The organism is Pseudonocardia sp. C8, from assembly GCF_014267175.1.
Lineage (GTDB): Bacteria > Actinomycetota > Actinomycetes > Mycobacteriales > Pseudonocardiaceae > Pseudonocardia.
Genome location: NZ_JACMTR010000002.1, coordinates 5,895,280 through 5,909,357 on the forward strand (window position 1 = coordinate 5,895,280; position 14,078 = coordinate 5,909,357).

Genomic DNA, 14,078 nt, shown 5'->3' on the forward strand with positions numbered 1-14,078 from the left:
CGGGCGCGCCTGGCGTGCGCCGGCTCCGAGCACGGCGCGGGACGTCGTGCAGAACGACGTAGAGCCGTGTTGACATTATTCCATCTGGAAGTACTCTGTGGCTCAGCCGTGCGCACCCACACCGCACCCCTACGGAGGACGACGATGTCTGCAGGTCCCATCGATTTCACGAAGTCCGGTGTGTCCCGGTTCCCGGACCGGGATCTGGGTGTGCCGCGGTATCGCTGCGAGGTCGGCGTGCCGTTGGCCGAGCAGCGGGAGCTGGGGCACAACCGGTGGCACCCGGACATTCCGCCGCTGCACGAGCTCGGTCCCGGGGACGAGATCATCCTGGAGGCCGGTGGTTACGACGACTACCAGCTGCAGGATGTCGATGATGATCAGGACATCCGGGACTTCGATCTGACCCGGACCCATCCGATGGCCGGTCCGGTCCGGGTGGACGGGGCCGAGCCGGGTGATCTGCTGGTGGTCGACGTGCTGGATGTGCAGCCGTTGTCGGGGATCGGTTACTCGAACATCCTGCCCGGGATGGGTGGGCCGCTCGCGTCGTGGTTCCCGCAGGGCTACAAGACGGTGTGGGATCTGCACGGGTTGTTCGCGACCAGCCGGCAGATCCCCGGTGTGGAGATCCCGGCGTTGTCGCATCCGGGGGTGATCGGGGTGGCGCCGTCGATGGAGCTGCTCGAGACCTGGAACGCGCGGGAGGACCCGCTGGTCGCCGAGGGGCTGGCGGCTCCGCGGGCGGAGGCGACCTCGACCGCGGTGCTGCGGACCCTGGAGGGGGCGGAGTGGGAGCGGGTCGCGGCGACCGCGGCCCGGACGGTGCCGCCGCGGGAGAACGGCGGGAACCTCGACATCAAGAACCTCTCGCGCGGGTCGCGGGTGTACTTCCCGGTGTTCGTCGAGGGTGGGTTGTTCTCGACCGGTGACTTCCACTTCGCCGAGGGCGACGGTGAGATCACCTGGAACGCGATCGAGATGGACGGTGCCGGCTGGTACCGGTTCAACGTGATCAAGGACGGGATGGCGCGCTACGGGGTGCGGACGCCGATGCTGCGGCCCTCGCCGGTGGATCCGAACCTGGGTACCCGGTATCTGAGCTTCACGGGGCTGTCGGCCAAGGGGACCGAGCAGAAGTACATCGACGCCACGATGGCGGCCGTCGACGCCGTCGAGCAGGCGATCGCCTACCTCGGCACGTTCGGGTACTCGCCGGAGCAGGCGTACACGATCATCTCGGTCGCGCCGTGCGAGATGCACATCGGGGGGATCGTCGACATCCCGAACGCCGCGGTGACGTTGAAGGTCCCGCTGGACATCTTCGACAAGGACATCCTGCCCCGATAGGAGGTCGTGGGCGCGTCCGGCCGGATTTGTTCCGTCCGGAGTCGGGTGGTCCTGCACCATCTCTCAGTGAGTAATCAGATTCCGGAGTGCGGGGCGACGACCCCGCCTCCCCGTTGAACGACGATCAAATCGACACGAGAGGTTTCTCCGTGTCGAAGCCCGCAAGGGTTTGTGAGCCGCCGGCCGCGGTTTGACCCGTCACCCCAGTCGCTCGACCACTTGGGGACTGTTGGCGCCGCGGCCGGCGGCCGCCAAGAAATGCTGCGTCCTCAGTCGTTGCACGCGTCGGACGGAAACGTCTGGGCGAGCCTGCCGAGGGCTGCCTCGAACCTCTCGGTGTCGGAGTCCAGCGCCCTCCGGTAGCCTTCGACGACCTTGGCGACGGATGAGTTCCACTCGTCCAGTACCGGTAAGCTGGCCGGTAAGGCGTACACCACGACCTTACGTCGATCGCCAGCGTCGACACGCCGCTCCACCAGGCCGGATTCCGCCAGTCGGGCAACGAGCTTGCTGGCCCTCGGCGCAAGTAGCATGGCGTCGGCTGCGAGTGCGCCCATCGTGAATTCGCCTCTGTGCACCAGCAGGTTCAGTATGCGCCATTGATCGAAGTCCGAGCCGCAGGCACGCAACGCAAGGTCCAGGTTCTTGGCCAGGCACTGTGCTGCGACCGTGAACGATCTGACCGACTCGAATACGTTCGGCTCGATCGTCATCTGGGCCGCGCAGCTGTTCGGACGTGCGCCCCGCACGGTGCCGGCGGGGAGGGCTCGTCGACGGATCCTGGTGCGCTCATCTTCTTCCTGGCTTCTCGATCGAAACACTGTCCCGGCACTGTAGCAATCGGCGAAGCTTCTCGCCCAGGTTCGGAATGAACACGTGGTGCGAGGGTCGACGGTGTGCCGGCGCGGGCGTGATCGGCCATTCTGCTGTCCGGGTTCGACGGTAATCGGCATCGATTCTGCCGTTCTGCGTGACGTCGTGCTCCGGGGACTCTCCGCACGAGGTGGTGGGGGACAGGGACTCGTCCTCCAGTTGTGGGGCTCGGGTGCGAGGCGGCGGGCGCTCGCTCCCGGCGGGTGGCGACCTCCCCGGCGGGGCTGCCGGCGCGACCGGGGGCGGCACGTGCCTGCCTGCGGCCCGACGCGGCAAAACATCGATTGTGAATAGTTCATTCTTGCATCGACTGGGGGCGTGGCCGTATCTTCCGGTCGTGCACATCGCCGAGGGGTACCTTCCACCGCTGCATGCGGCCGCGTGGACCGTGGTCGCCGCGCCGTTCGTGGTGCACGGCGCGCGTGCGGCCGTCCGCCGGGTCCGCGAGGAACCCGATACGAAGCTCCTGCTCGGGGCAGCAGGCGCGTTCACGTTCGTGCTCTCGGCACTGAAGATCCCGTCGGTGACCGGTTCGTCGTCGCATCCGACCGGGACCGGGCTCGGCACGGTCTTGTTCAAGCCCCCGGTCATGGCGTTGCTCGGCACGGTCGTTCTGGTCTTCCAGGCGGTGCTGCTCGCCCACGGTGGCCTGACGACGCTCGGGGCGAACGCGTTCTCGATGGCGATAGCGGGCCCCTGGATCGCGTACGGGGCGTACGCCCTGGTCCGGGCGGTCGGGGGCAGCCTCGGCCCGGCCGTGTTCGCTGCGGCGTTCCTCAGCGACCTGGGGACGTACACGATCACCAGCGCTCAGCTGGCCCTGGCGTTCCCGGATCCGACGTCCGGGTTCCTGGGCGCTCTCGTCACCTTCGCGTCGATCTTCTCGTTCACCCAGATCCCGCTCGCGGTGGCCGAGGCGCTGCTGACCGTGCTCGTCATCCGGCTGCTCGTGCGGATCACACCGGACGAGCTCCGCCGACTCGGGCTGCTCCGCCCGGCGGGCCCCCGCGAGACGAAGGAGGTCGCCTCGTGAACCGGTCCACGTTGATCACCGTGTTCCTGGTCGTCGCGATCGTGGCACTCGTCGCGATTCCGGTCCTGTTCGTGCCCGGTGAGTACTCGGGGTCGGACGGTCAAGCAGGGGAGGTCGTCGAGTCGACCGGTTACGAGCCCTGGTTCGAGCCGGTGTGGGAGCCGCCGTCCGCCGAGATCGAGTCGGGAATCTTCGCGTTGCAGGCTGCCGCGGGTGCCGGGGTGCTGGGCTACTGCATCGGCGTAGCGCGTACCCGGTCGAAGCAGAAGGCCACGAACCAGAACTGATGTTGCTCATCGACGAGGTTGCGCACACCAACCGTTGGCGGGCGCGGCATCCGGGGGAGAAGGCATTGCTTTCCCTCGGCCTGCTGGCGCTGGCCGTCGGCCTCCCGCCGTGGCCCGGGGCCGTGCTCACGGCCACGGCGTCGCTCGCACTGCTGGTGGTCGGTGCCCGGATCCCGCCACGAACGGTGCTGCGGCTGCTGCGGCTTCCGCTCGGGTTCGTCGTCGTCGGCACGATGCCGCTCCTGATCACGCTGGGCGGAGATCCGTGGATCGCGCTCGCGCCCGACGGACCGTTTCGCGCTGCCGAGTTGCTGGGGCGTTCGATGGCCGCGGTCAGCTGCCTGATCCTCTTCGCTGCGACCACGCCGCTCGCCGATTCGCTACCCCGGCTGCGGTTCCTGCCGCCGGCCGTCACCGAGATCACGCTGCTCGTCTACCGGATGATGTTCCTGCTGCTCGACACGTTGTGCGTCGTTCGCGACGCACAGGCACTCCGGATGGGGTTCAGGGGACGCCGCGCGACGTATCGCTCCTTGGCCTGCCAGGGGAGCACCGTCTTCATCCGTGCGTTCGAGCGGGCGCGGCGGATGGAGTCCGGCCTCGGCGCTCGTGGTTACGACGGGACCCTCCGCGTTCGGGTCGCCGAGCGGAAGTCGTCCCCGGCATTCATCGCGGCAAGCTTGCTGCTGCTGGGAGGAGTGGTGCTGGTGACACTGGTGATGATCCCGTGACCCCGGCCGTCCTGGAGGCCCGCGGTCTGTCCTTCTCCTTTCGAGACGGACCCCTGGTGCTCGACGACGTGGACATCGCGGTCCATGCCGGCCGCAAGCTGGCGGTTCTCGGGCCGAACGGTGGCGGGAAGACGACACTGTTCCGGCTGCTGCTCGGCCTGCTCGTCCCGGCGCGCGGTGAGGTCCTGCTCGACGGGGAGCCGGTGGACCGCTCCCGGCGGGGGCTGACCCGCTTACGGCAGGCGGCCCAGATCGTCCTGCAAGATCCTGACGACCAGTTGTTCGCCGCCGACGTCGCTCAGGACGTGTCGTTCGGTCCACTGAACCTCGGTCTGCCGGTCGACGTCGTCGATGCTCGCGTCGCCACCGCACTGGCTGCTGTCGGGGTGACCGACCTCGCTGACCGGCCGACCCACCACCTGTCCTTCGGACAGCGAAAGAGGGTGGCGATCGCCGGTGCGCTGGCGATGCACCCCCGCGTGCTGGTGCTCGACGAACCGACCGCCGGGCTGGACCCGGCAGGCGTCGAGGAACTGATCGCCGTCCTGGGCCAGTTGCACGACGCCGGTACCGCGATCGTGCTCTCGACGCACGATGTGGATCTTGCCTACCGTTGGGCCGATGAGATCGCCCTCGTGGAGCGGGGTCGAGTGCGGCTCGGCCCCGCGAGTTGGATCGTCGACCACCCGCACGCGCTTGCTTCCGCACGACTGGGGCCGGCCTGGGCGCCTGCCGTCGCCCAGCTCCTGGAGATGACCGGCTACCGAGGACCCGCCCCGCGCACGGCTGCCCAGCTCCACGAGCTGATCGGAGTTCCGGGCCCGCAGGGAACGTCCCGCATCTGGGCCGACGACGCGGCTCCGGAGTGGGCGCTCGAGCGGTAGGGTCTCGGAGGTAACGTCACGATCAGTGCGTCGATGAGCGCGCGGGGTTACGGGAGTGCGACGGTGTTGTGCCAGGGCTCCCGGACAGGGAACACTTGGCGTCCGGCAGGCCCAGGTGCTGAGAAGTCGATCTGCTCCACGGACCCGCGAGTACGCTGATGATCCTCGAGCGATGGTGCGGAGGACCGTATGGCAGGTGACGACGTCCTCGACATCGCCTTCGTCGTCCCCGAGAGCGGGCCGTCGGGTATTTACGGCCCGTCCTGCCAGACCAGCGGCCGCCTCGCCGCCATGGAGATAAACGAAGCCGGCGGGATCCTGGGCCGGGAGGTTCGCCTCCGTACCGTCGACGGTGGCCAGGAGCCGTCGCGGGTCGCCGCCGCAGTCGAGCAGCTGGTCGTGACGGGCCGGGTCGAGGCGGTCACCGGGTGGCACACCTCTGCCGTACGGGAGCAGCTGGTGCCACGGGTGTGCGGCCGAGTGCCCTACATCTACACCGCGGTGTACGAGGGCGGGGAGCACACTCCGGGCGTGTTCCTGACCGGTGAGACGCCGTCGAACCAGGTGTTCCCTGCGATGCGATGGATGTCGGAGGAGCTGGGAATCAGGAGCTGGGCGATCGTCGGGAACGACTACGTCTGGCCCAGAATGTCCGCCCGGGCGGCTCGTGGTTATGCCGAGCAGGTACGGGCGGAGGTCCGGGACGAGATCTTCGTGCCGGTGGGCTCGGAGAACTTCGGCGGGGTCGTGCGGCGCCTCGAGGACTCGAAGGTCGACGGAGTGTTGATGTTCCTGTTGGGCTCGGACGCGGTCCGGTTCAACCGCGCGTTCACCGCGAGGGGGGCCCACGAGCGGTGCGTGCGGTTGAGCCCGCTGATGGACGAGAACATGTTGATGGCAACGGGAGCCGCCAACACCCACGATCTCTTCTCGGCGGCCGGCTTCTTCGAGACACTCGGGACCGCCTACGGGCTTGATTTCGAACGGCGGTACATGAACCTGGCGGGACCCAGCGCGCCGGCGGTCGCGTCGCCGGGGGAGTCGTGCTACGAGGGTGTCACCCTGCTTGCAGAGCTCGCGTCCGCTGCCCGTGCGACCGACGTCGGTCGGATCAGCCGGGCGTCCGATGTCGTCTCGTACGAGGGGCCGCGCGGGCCGGTGCGGATGTGTAACCAGCATCTGCTCCAGCCGACCTACCTGGCGCGTGCCGACGGCCTGGAGTTCGATGTCCTCACCGAACTCCACGGCGCAGGGTGAGTACCGTCCTGCAGTCCGACAGCTCGTCCGGTTCGCTCCTCATGCGGACGGTTCACCGGTCTCGGCTCGCCGACGGCCGGTAGCTCCGACCGGGGCGGGGGGCGTGCCGATGTGACGCCCCGCGCCGACTGCGTGCGCAGTGCGGACGCGCAGGCGCTGGTCGAATCGATCGGCTCCACGATCCGGCGACGGGGCCGGCGGACCGGTCCGATCGGATCAGGGCGTCGGTGTCCGCGCTTTCGTGGTGCGCGGGCGCCCGGACCGGGATCGAAGCGGACCGATAACTTCGGCTTGACAAACTACCGATCTGAAGTAATTCTGGGTCCAACGTCGGCCCCCGACCGGACGAGCGGTCGAGGAACGGGGTGTCGGCGCGGGACCGTGGGACGTCGAGGTCTGCGGGGTCGGACATGGAGGGCACGGTCGAGGACCTGTTCGAGCTACGTGCGCTCGTGGCCTGTCACGATGTGCTGCTCTCGATCGCCTGCCGGGCCGCACGAGTCGCGGCACTCCGTGATGACCTCTACGTGCTTCCGCTGCCGAAGATGCTGGATGCCGGAGTGCTGGGCGTGCAGGGTGTCCCGGTTCCCCCGGAGACCGGTTTCCGGTGGATGACCCCGGCGATCTACGAGGTGATCGGACACGCGTCGTTCGTCGGGCCGGTCGGGTACCTGGAGATCCATTGCACGGTGACGTCGGCACGGCAGGCCGCAGCGGTGTGGGTGAACGGCTCTGCCGCCTACGGGCCCGACTACCTGCTGCCGTCCCGCGCGCATCCCGTGCGCGAGCCGACGCCGGTCGGTGAGGCTTTGAGCCGCCTCGGTCTCCTGACGGACGGACTCTCGGAGGAGCTCGCAGTGTCCGGGCTCGATCGATGCCGTAGCACCGACGACTGGTTCGCGATGGCCGACCAGGTCGTGAGGCAGCGGACATGACCTGCGCGTGGGAGGTGATCGGGCTGCGCTCGCCGTGCCGAGCGATTCGTTCCGTTCGGATGTATTGCATTCTGGCTCTTTTCCAGTAGGTTACATCTGTCGGCCACACGCCCGGACCGGGCAGCGTCATCGGTCAACCCGAGGAACGAAGGAGGTACCGACTCCGACCCGGTCCCGACCGAGGAGCCGGGCGGAGGCTTCCCGACTCCCTCGGTCTCGTTCGGGACGGGGTCAACGGGCCACGAACCCCTCCGTCCGGAGCAAGGAACCGCGCTCGAAGCGTTTCGGGCCCGGGGATCAGCGGCTGTTGCCGCTTTCGCTAGCGGGACCAAGGCTGCGCTCCGCTAGGCAACACGAGATTGGAGATCGAACATGACAGGTGCGAACGGCCACGGCCACGGCCACGGCCACGCCACGTCGGGTGCGGACGCCTCCCGGGTAGAGGACCTGGTGCAGCGCCGGGTCCACGAGGCAGGTGAGCATGAGGGCCCCTTCTCCATCCACGTGCTCGGTATCGGCAAGACCGGCGCCAACGTGGTGGAGAGCTTCGTCCGTGCGGCAGCGGATTCTCCGTTGGCCGACAACGCGAACGGGTTCAGCGCGCTCGCGATCGACATCGGTGACGCCGACCTCGCCGGCGCCCGCGCGGCCGGCAAGAAGGCACCGGCCGGTTCGGTCCAGACGGTGGCGCTGCCGGCGCTGGACTCGACGACGCTGTTCAGCGGGCTCCGGCGGTATCGCGAGTTCCTCAAGGCCGAGTTCCCGCGCTACTACTGGAACCCCAACTACGAGCCCTGGGTGCCCAACGACCTCGAGATCCCTGCGGCGGACGAGCACTTCCCCCGCGCCCTGGCCAAGGCCATCTACGGTGTCGAGTACTACCAGGGCCACGAGGTCGCGCAGGAACTCAACAAGTTCGTCGCCGGGATCCTGAACAGCCCCGCGACTCCGATCGTCTGCGTGGCGTTCAGCCTGGCCGGCGGCACCGGTAGCGGCATCGTGGTCGACCTCGCGCGGCACCTGTCGAACATCAAGCTGGGCCGGCGGCCCTGGGTCCTGGGCATGGGCGTGCTGCCCTGCGAGGGCGACACCGACGAGGTGTGGGACGGCCGCCTGTTCCCGTCGATCAACGAGCTGGACTGCATGGTCGACGGGGAGAAGAACCAGGGCGTCATGACCGTCTGGGGGGACCTGTACAAGAACCCCTTCACCGCAGGCTTCTTCGCCGTCCCGCAGAACGCCGTCTACGAGCGAACCGGTGACATCGAGGCGACCCATCGGATCATCGACGACGGACTCGCCGCATTCCTGGTGCGTGACGGAGGAAAGCACGTCTATGAGTCGATCAAGGCGCTGAACTGGCTGAATGTCGATGCCAGCAGCTGGCACCCGGCCATTCGCAGTGATCAGACCGACCGGTGGATCAACCTGCTCGCCGTCGACGCGCCCGAGCACACCCCGGGGGTGAGCGGCCGTGAGCTCGTCGATGGAGCCGAGCCGCGGTTCGCGGAGGTTCGCCGGTTCGGGGCGGCGGCCGCGGGCGACAACTCCGAGATCCAGCTGCCGGCGGCGCAGGCCGGCCCGGCAGTCGCCACCTACCCGGAGGCGAAGCTCGAAGGCACCACCGCATTCGTCGCCAAGCTCAGCAAGCTGGACCTGCGCTGGTTCGTTCCGACCCGGGACGCCTACGACAGCTTCGACTGGGAGCAGAAGCTGATGGCCCACTCCTGGATCCTCGACCTCGGCGTCATGCTGTGTGAGCCGTCCACGCGGTTCGAGTCCATGGGTGGAGAGTGCCTGCTGGGCTGCGCGTGCTGGGTCGTCGTGCCCCATGCCGCGATCCGCGGCGAAGAGCCCGCCGACATCCAGCTCGCCTGATCGCCGGGGGTGGATCACAGATGCCTTTGGACTGGGCCCGAGTCATGGAGCGCTACCGGGACGGTGCCGAGGTCGACTCCCTCCCCGGCACCGCGACGTTGTCGGTGAGCGGTGCCGACGAGGAGAAGATCTACGTCAAGCACCGCCTGTGGAAGGCATCGTTGAGCCGCGAGAATCTCGAACGGGCGATCGACCTGGTCGACAAGGGAGAGATGACCAGGGACGCCGCCGACTTCATCGACCAGTACCGCACGGCCGTGGCCGACGAACGGCCCACGACCGCAGCCACGGTCCTCAAGGACCTCGGCTATCTCGACTAGGAGCGTAGACCCGACATGAGTGGACTCTCGCTTTACCACAGTGCTACCGGAAAGCAGGCGCCGCACTGCATCCACGCTGTGGGAATCGGCAAGACCGGCGCTCAGATGATCGACGCACTGATGCGCACAGGCGAACTCGAGGACATGCTCGACGATCCGCGTGCGCGCTTCACCGCGCTGGCCGTCGACATCGGCGACGCCGACATGCGGCAGATGCGACAGTACGGGGACTCGTTCCTCGACCGGCTCCGCGAGCGGGAGATCCCGACCGACCGGGCCCAGATCCGTTCGGTCGACCTACCCGTTCCCGGCGCGGACGAGCTCTCTCGGTCGCTCGAGCGATACCCCGAGTGGCTCGCCGAGGAGTACCCCCGGTTCGACTACCGCCCCGCATTCGTGCCGTGGCTGCCGCCGAACGTGACGCTGCCGACGGCCGACAAGAACTACGTCGGTCAGCTGGAGCAGCCTGCGCAGGAGGAGCATTTCCCCCGGGCGGTGGCGAAGGCCATCTACGGCCACGCCTACTACGGCAGCGACGGGACGCTCAGGAAGGAACTCGACGACTTCGCCCGTAGCGTCGACCAGACCCGCCTGCCGTCGATCGTCCTGGTGTTCTTCGGAATCGGCGGCGGCACCGGAAGCGGCATGGTGGTCGATCTGGCTCGCCACCTGACCAATGTCCGGCTGGGCCGGCGCGTACCGGTTGTCGGTGTCGGCTCCCTGCCGTGCTCCGGAGACCCGGAGTACCAGCGCGGAGCGAGCGTGTACGCCACGCTCAACGACCTCGACTGCATGCTCGACGAGACCAAGAACGCGGCGATCACCTCGGTGTGGGGCGACCTGTACAAGAACCCGTTCAACGGCGGTTTCCTGGCCCTGCCCCAAGAGCAGTCCTGGGAACGCCTGCACCGCTACACCACGATCACCAAGGGCGTGCTTCCCGAGGTCCGGCACTACCAGGCGCTGCACGTCACGAACAAGTTCGTCGACGACTCGTTCTGCCGATACGTGCTCAACGACTACGGGCGCGAGCTGTTCCGCGTGCTGCGTCCCTCGGGCTACACCGGCGCGCCGCACGAGCGCATCAGCCCCGGAGCCCGGACGTGGACGTTGTTCAACGTCGCAAAGCTGACGCACCCGGGTGTGCAGGTACTGCCCGGGGAGCCGATGAGCAAGTGGCGGGACATGATCGGAACCTGGGTCGGCTACCTGCCGAAGTGGATGGGTGTGCGCGAGGGTTTCAAGACCGACTACATCGAGGCGCACACGTTCTCTGCCCGGTCGCGCTGGAACGACCGGCTGCAGAAGAAGCTGGAAGAGACACTGAGCCGGTACCTGCTTCCAGGTGACGACGGGACACTGCGCACCTCGGTCGGTGAGTTCTTCGACGAGCTCACCGTCTACACCAACATCATCATGACGGGGGTGGCCCGGCCCGATCTCGTGGCCTTCCAGGAGAGCCGCGCCATCTACGACGCTCTGCCCGAGCAGGATCGGCTCGCACACCATTCGTTCCTGCTCGAACTGGGGATCGCCCTCAGTGAGCGGAACCAGGAGTTCGGGGACTACGCCGGTAAGGCGCTGGGAGAGGGCGCGGTCCCGACGACCATCAGCTACGACGACATCCGCGGCGAGGCCGCTCTGCCCTCGACCGGCGTGGAGATCCAGACCGCCAACATCTCCGCGGCGGTCACGACGGTGGTCCCCACCCCGTGACCGGCGGTTGACCCCAGCAGCATCGGGTCGACGCCGCCCCCTCGCCACCTGGTGGCGAGGGGGCGGCTCGCCGTGGGAACTGGTGCAGTGAGACTCCCGGCCGTTCACCCGAGACCATCCCGAGGGGCACGATGACGCAGCCATCCACGCTGGAGCCGGACGAGTACGACGAGTGGCTGGACCGCGTCCGATCCACCTACGAAGCCGTGCGCTTCACCTGCCACCATCGACTGGGGGACCGGCTGCTCGCCAGCCGGGTCAGCGCACAGGTCGTCGCCGGCATGCTCGCCCGGCCAGGCGTCTTTCGCTTCTTCGGGATGCCCTTCTCCGCCCGCGTCGGCCACCTGGCCGAGGAGCAGATCGCCGCTGCCCGGAGGGGCGAGCTACAGGGCTCGGCCGTCTGGCCGGAGCTGGAACGGCGACTCCGAGAGCTGACCGAGCAGCAGCGGCGTGTGTTCGTCCTCAGCTTCGTGCACGGAAGCGGCACCGAGGAGACCGCCAGGAAACTGGGCGTACCGGAAGAGGTCGCTCATGATCTCCGCGACGACGTGCTGCGTCTCGTGCGCGGCATCGCGGGTACGAACGAGATCCCTGGCGACGGCACCTGACGGTGCGGATCCATCCATCCATCGGTCCGTGACGAGATCTGCGACGGTGAAAGGAGATCGCGATGATCGAGTGGTCGGACTTGATCGAGAGGCTCGAACCGGGAGACGTCCTGCAGCCACTCGCGGGCAGTTCTCGTCTCCGGGTCGAGAGCATCGACTCGGAGCAGCTCTGCCTCCGCCAGCAACTGTGGCGAGCCTGCCTGACACCGGACGATCTTCGAACGGCCGTGGCCGTCCTCGAGCAGGCACCGGCGGGGACCACACCCCTCGAGCTCGCGGAGCAGATCAGGGCCCGCTATTCGTCGGGATCGGAGGTGACGGTGGGCTGCAGCCGAGTGCCCAACCTCAGCGCCGTCGTGCTGCACCATCTGGGTGCGATCGTCTGATTCGAATGCCGGCGCTCGATCGGGCTTGCCCGCTCCGCAGCTGCGACGCGGGCAAGCCGAGCTCAGGTGCAGTGCTACGCCCCGTTGTCGGTACGCACGTCCAGCCAGTCGGATGTTCGACGGTGCCGGTGCAGGCCGACGACGAGGAACGGGTCGTAACGGGGGTCTCCCCGAACACCGAGGGCACGGAGCGCCACCGAAATGGGCGCGCTCGACGGGTGGAACACCTCGTGTGGTCCGAGCAGGAGCGGGCCGGTCACGAGCCCGCCGCCCGTCCACACGGCCGCGGCCTGGCGGCCACGTGACTCGGAGTACTCCGCCTCGGCGTAGGCCACGCTCCCGTCGGCCGACGCGAGCTCGATGAAGTCGAGGAGGCAGCGGGTGAGTCTGGTGAATCCGGACTCAGGACCGAGCAGCATCGTCCTACTGCGGTGGGCGGGTGCAGCTTCGTCCCCTGGCCCTCCGCCGGGGTTTCCCGGTCGGTCCGGCACCCCGGCGGACCGCTGTAGCACCGGGACGAGGCAGAGGTCGGCCGCGTCGAGATCGAGAACCGGGATGGCAGGCCCGTCGGGCTCCAGAGCCCATGTCAACCGATCGATCCGACGCCGCGCGCCGATCACGGCTGCGAGCTCGTAGTGCTGCCAGCAGTCGGGCTCCACACGTCACTCCAGCACACCGAGGTCTTTGAGAACATGAGCGACGGATGTCGCGCGGACGTCAGCGACCATGACCCGGTACTCCTCGACGAATCGGCCCGCGTCGCGGCTCATCCGTCCGGCGTCGATCAACTCGACGGCCTTCTCGAGGTCCGTGCGACGCAGGACGTCACTCCAGAGCGGGTTGCGGATGTGGACACCTTCATCGTCCACATCGGTGACGTGGAGGGTTCGCCCGCCGGCGACGGTCGGGATGTGCGCACCGCCCTCGTACCGACGTTCCACATCGGTCCATGTCATCGGCACCGTGTCGGCTCCCTCCGGGCAGGTTCGCGTAGCGAGGCCGTCAGGGGTCGGTCTCCGGGACTCGGCTGGCGGACCTCGATGGCTCTCGAAGAACCTTATCATGTGCAATACTCTCATTGGGAAGCGAAAGTTGGTCAGTGGCACGCCGTCGCCCGACGCCGTGCAGGTTGACGGGCGACGGGTCGTACGAGCGATATGTCACGAACCTGTCGAGCGTGCACTGCGAGGCAGGTACCTTCATCATGGCAATGTTCAGTTCGACAGCATGGGCGCCGCGCACCTCGGTTCGCGCCGCGTCGGAGCCCGCTCTGGGCGGACGGGGGAAGTGCGATGGAGTCTGACCGAAAAACGCTGCGCGTCGTCCGACGGGCGGCTGAGGGGCCACCCCTCGGGCGCCTCCTGGGGCAGGTCGATCGAGAGCTGGCGCGGCAGACCGAGGTGGAGGTGCTCGTCGACCACCGGCTGTCGATCGATCAGTGGCGTGTCCTCGACATCCTCGCCGACGGCAACGGGCGCCCCATGTCGGAGCTCGCAGCCGCGATCGTGGTCCCGGGTGCGACGTTGACGAAGATCGTCGACAGGCTCGTCGACGCCGCTCTCGTGTATCGCTTGGTCGACGACCGAGACCGGCGTCGTGTGTTGGCGTTCATCTCCGACAAGGGCCGCGAGGTTCACCACGACGTCGCGGCGAAGGTGGAGGCCATCGAGGTGGACGTCGTCACCCGTCTCGGCCGGGACGGTCCCCTCCTGCTCGATCTGCTCGCCTCGCTTGCGCAGGGCCCGGTCACCGAGGACTCGCGGGGCTGATCGTGTGACGCCGGGCCGGTTGCCCGTCCCGCCGGCGACGGTCCGCGAGGG

The 14,078-nt window shown here is 68.1% G+C and carries 16 protein-coding genes; 13 read left to right on the forward strand and 3 right to left on the reverse strand.

The genetic code is table 11. The annotated features are described in order from the left end of the window. Positions 1-144: 144 nt before the first annotated feature. The gene (locus tag H7X46_RS28000) at positions 145-1,350 is read left to right on the forward strand and encodes an acetamidase/formamidase family protein (protein ID WP_186362190.1); all 1,206 of its coding nucleotides are present in this window, start codon (positions 145-147) and stop codon (positions 1,348-1,350) included. 269 nt (positions 1,351-1,619) lie between these two features. On the opposite strand, the gene H7X46_RS28005 is transcribed toward H7X46_RS28000, so the two are convergent. Then, the gene (locus H7X46_RS28005; RefSeq protein WP_186362191.1) at positions 1,620-2,063 is read right to left on the reverse strand and encodes a MarR family winged helix-turn-helix transcriptional regulator; all 444 of its coding nucleotides are present in this window, start codon (positions 2,061-2,063) and stop codon (positions 1,620-1,622) included. Positions 2,064-2,560: 497 nt separating this feature from the next. On the opposite strand from H7X46_RS28005, the gene H7X46_RS28010 reads away from it, so the two are divergent. From H7X46_RS28010 to H7X46_RS28060, 11 genes are all read left to right on the forward strand, one after another. Continuing rightward, complete coding sequence (locus H7X46_RS28010; RefSeq protein WP_186362192.1) at positions 2,561-3,256, forward strand: energy-coupling factor ABC transporter permease; 696 nt, start codon at positions 2,561-2,563, stop codon at positions 3,254-3,256. After that, positions 3,253-3,543 (forward strand): energy-coupling factor ABC transporter substrate-binding protein, encoded by a 291-nt coding sequence (locus tag H7X46_RS28015; RefSeq protein ID WP_186362193.1) that lies wholly within the window; start codon positions 3,253-3,255, stop codon positions 3,541-3,543. The genes H7X46_RS28010 and H7X46_RS28015 overlap by 4 nt, the downstream gene beginning before the upstream one ends. Continuing rightward, the gene (cbiQ, locus tag H7X46_RS28020) at positions 3,543-4,274 is read left to right on the forward strand and encodes a cobalt ECF transporter T component CbiQ (protein WP_186362194.1); all 732 of its coding nucleotides are present in this window, start codon (positions 3,543-3,545) and stop codon (positions 4,272-4,274) included. Before H7X46_RS28015 ends, cbiQ begins: the two co-directional genes overlap by 1 nt. Further along, positions 4,271-5,158, forward strand: a complete 888-nt coding sequence (locus H7X46_RS28025; RefSeq protein ID WP_186362195.1) for an ATP-binding cassette domain-containing protein — start codon at positions 4,271-4,273, stop codon at positions 5,156-5,158. The genes cbiQ and H7X46_RS28025 overlap by 4 nt, the downstream gene beginning before the upstream one ends. A 189-nt stretch (positions 5,159-5,347) precedes the next feature. After that, on the forward strand, positions 5,348-6,415 hold the full coding sequence (locus H7X46_RS28030) for a substrate-binding domain-containing protein (protein ID WP_186362196.1): 1,068 nt from the start codon (positions 5,348-5,350) through the stop codon (positions 6,413-6,415). 410 nt (positions 6,416-6,825) lie between these two features. After that, positions 6,826-7,350: a hypothetical protein gene (locus tag H7X46_RS28035; protein ID WP_186362197.1), complete on the forward strand. Its 525-nt coding sequence runs from the start codon at positions 6,826-6,828 to the stop codon at positions 7,348-7,350. A gap of 372 nt (positions 7,351-7,722) precedes the next feature. Beyond that, positions 7,723-9,228 (forward strand): tubulin-like doman-containing protein, encoded by a 1,506-nt coding sequence (locus H7X46_RS28040; RefSeq protein WP_186362198.1) that lies wholly within the window; start codon positions 7,723-7,725, stop codon positions 9,226-9,228. A 20-nt stretch (positions 9,229-9,248) separates the two neighbouring features. Further along, a complete protein-coding gene (locus H7X46_RS28045) occupies positions 9,249-9,548 on the forward strand; it encodes a hypothetical protein (protein WP_186362199.1) in 300 nt (99 codons plus the stop codon). Between the two features lie 15 nt (positions 9,549-9,563). Further along, positions 9,564-11,264, forward strand: coding sequence for a tubulin-like doman-containing protein (locus H7X46_RS28050; protein WP_186362200.1), 1,701 nt, complete (start codon positions 9,564-9,566; stop codon positions 11,262-11,264). Between the two features lie 131 nt (positions 11,265-11,395). Continuing rightward, positions 11,396-11,872, forward strand: a complete 477-nt coding sequence (locus tag H7X46_RS28055; protein ID WP_186362201.1) for a sigma factor-like helix-turn-helix DNA-binding protein — start codon at positions 11,396-11,398, stop codon at positions 11,870-11,872. Between the two features lie 62 nt (positions 11,873-11,934). Further along, the gene (locus H7X46_RS28060; RefSeq protein WP_186362202.1) at positions 11,935-12,258 is read left to right on the forward strand and encodes a hypothetical protein; all 324 of its coding nucleotides are present in this window, start codon (positions 11,935-11,937) and stop codon (positions 12,256-12,258) included. Between the two features lie 74 nt (positions 12,259-12,332). Here H7X46_RS28060 and H7X46_RS28065 read toward each other — a convergent pair whose 3' ends face one another. Next, positions 12,333-12,917, reverse strand: coding sequence for a hypothetical protein (locus H7X46_RS28065; RefSeq protein WP_186362203.1), 585 nt, complete (start codon positions 12,915-12,917; stop codon positions 12,333-12,335). 3 nt (positions 12,918-12,920) lie between these two features. Next, positions 12,921-13,214 carry a hypothetical protein gene (locus tag H7X46_RS28070; protein WP_222132514.1) on the reverse strand — a complete coding sequence of 98 codons (294 nt, stop codon included), beginning with the start codon at positions 13,212-13,214 and terminating at the stop codon, positions 12,921-12,923. 336 nt (positions 13,215-13,550) lie between these two features. Here H7X46_RS28070 and H7X46_RS28075 point away from each other — a divergent pair, with 336 nt between their 5' ends. Continuing rightward, positions 13,551-14,027, forward strand: a complete 477-nt coding sequence (locus H7X46_RS28075; RefSeq protein WP_186362204.1) for a MarR family winged helix-turn-helix transcriptional regulator — start codon at positions 13,551-13,553, stop codon at positions 14,025-14,027. Positions 14,028-14,078 lie beyond the last annotated feature (51 nt).

Bases quoted from the DNA above. Each gene is read 5' to 3' on its own strand.
- H7X46_RS28000 (WP_186362190.1), top strand. From the start codon at position 145: ATGTCTGCAGGTCCCATCGATTTCACGAAGTCCGGTGTGTCCCGGTTC.
- H7X46_RS28005 (WP_186362191.1), bottom strand. From the start codon at position 2,063: ATGACGATCGAGCCGAACGTATTCGAGTCGGTCAGATCGTTCACGGTC.
- cbiQ (WP_186362194.1), top strand. From the start codon at position 3,543: ATGTTGCTCATCGACGAGGTTGCGCACACCAACCGTTGGCGGGCGCGG.
- H7X46_RS28030 (WP_186362196.1), top strand. From the start codon at position 5,348: ATGGCAGGTGACGACGTCCTCGACATCGCCTTCGTCGTCCCCGAGAGC.
- H7X46_RS28035 (WP_186362197.1), top strand. From the start codon at position 6,826: ATGGAGGGCACGGTCGAGGACCTGTTCGAGCTACGTGCGCTCGTGGCC.
- H7X46_RS28040 (WP_186362198.1), top strand. From the start codon at position 7,723: ATGACAGGTGCGAACGGCCACGGCCACGGCCACGGCCACGCCACGTCG.
- H7X46_RS28045 (WP_186362199.1), top strand. From the start codon at position 9,249: ATGCCTTTGGACTGGGCCCGAGTCATGGAGCGCTACCGGGACGGTGCC.
- H7X46_RS28050 (WP_186362200.1), top strand. From the start codon at position 9,564: ATGAGTGGACTCTCGCTTTACCACAGTGCTACCGGAAAGCAGGCGCCG.
- H7X46_RS28055 (WP_186362201.1), top strand. From the start codon at position 11,396: ATGACGCAGCCATCCACGCTGGAGCCGGACGAGTACGACGAGTGGCTG.
- H7X46_RS28060 (WP_186362202.1), top strand. From the start codon at position 11,935: ATGATCGAGTGGTCGGACTTGATCGAGAGGCTCGAACCGGGAGACGTC.
- H7X46_RS28070 (WP_222132514.1), bottom strand. From the start codon at position 13,214: ATGACATGGACCGATGTGGAACGTCGGTACGAGGGCGGTGCGCACATC.
- H7X46_RS28075 (WP_186362204.1), top strand. From the start codon at position 13,551: ATGGAGTCTGACCGAAAAACGCTGCGCGTCGTCCGACGGGCGGCTGAG.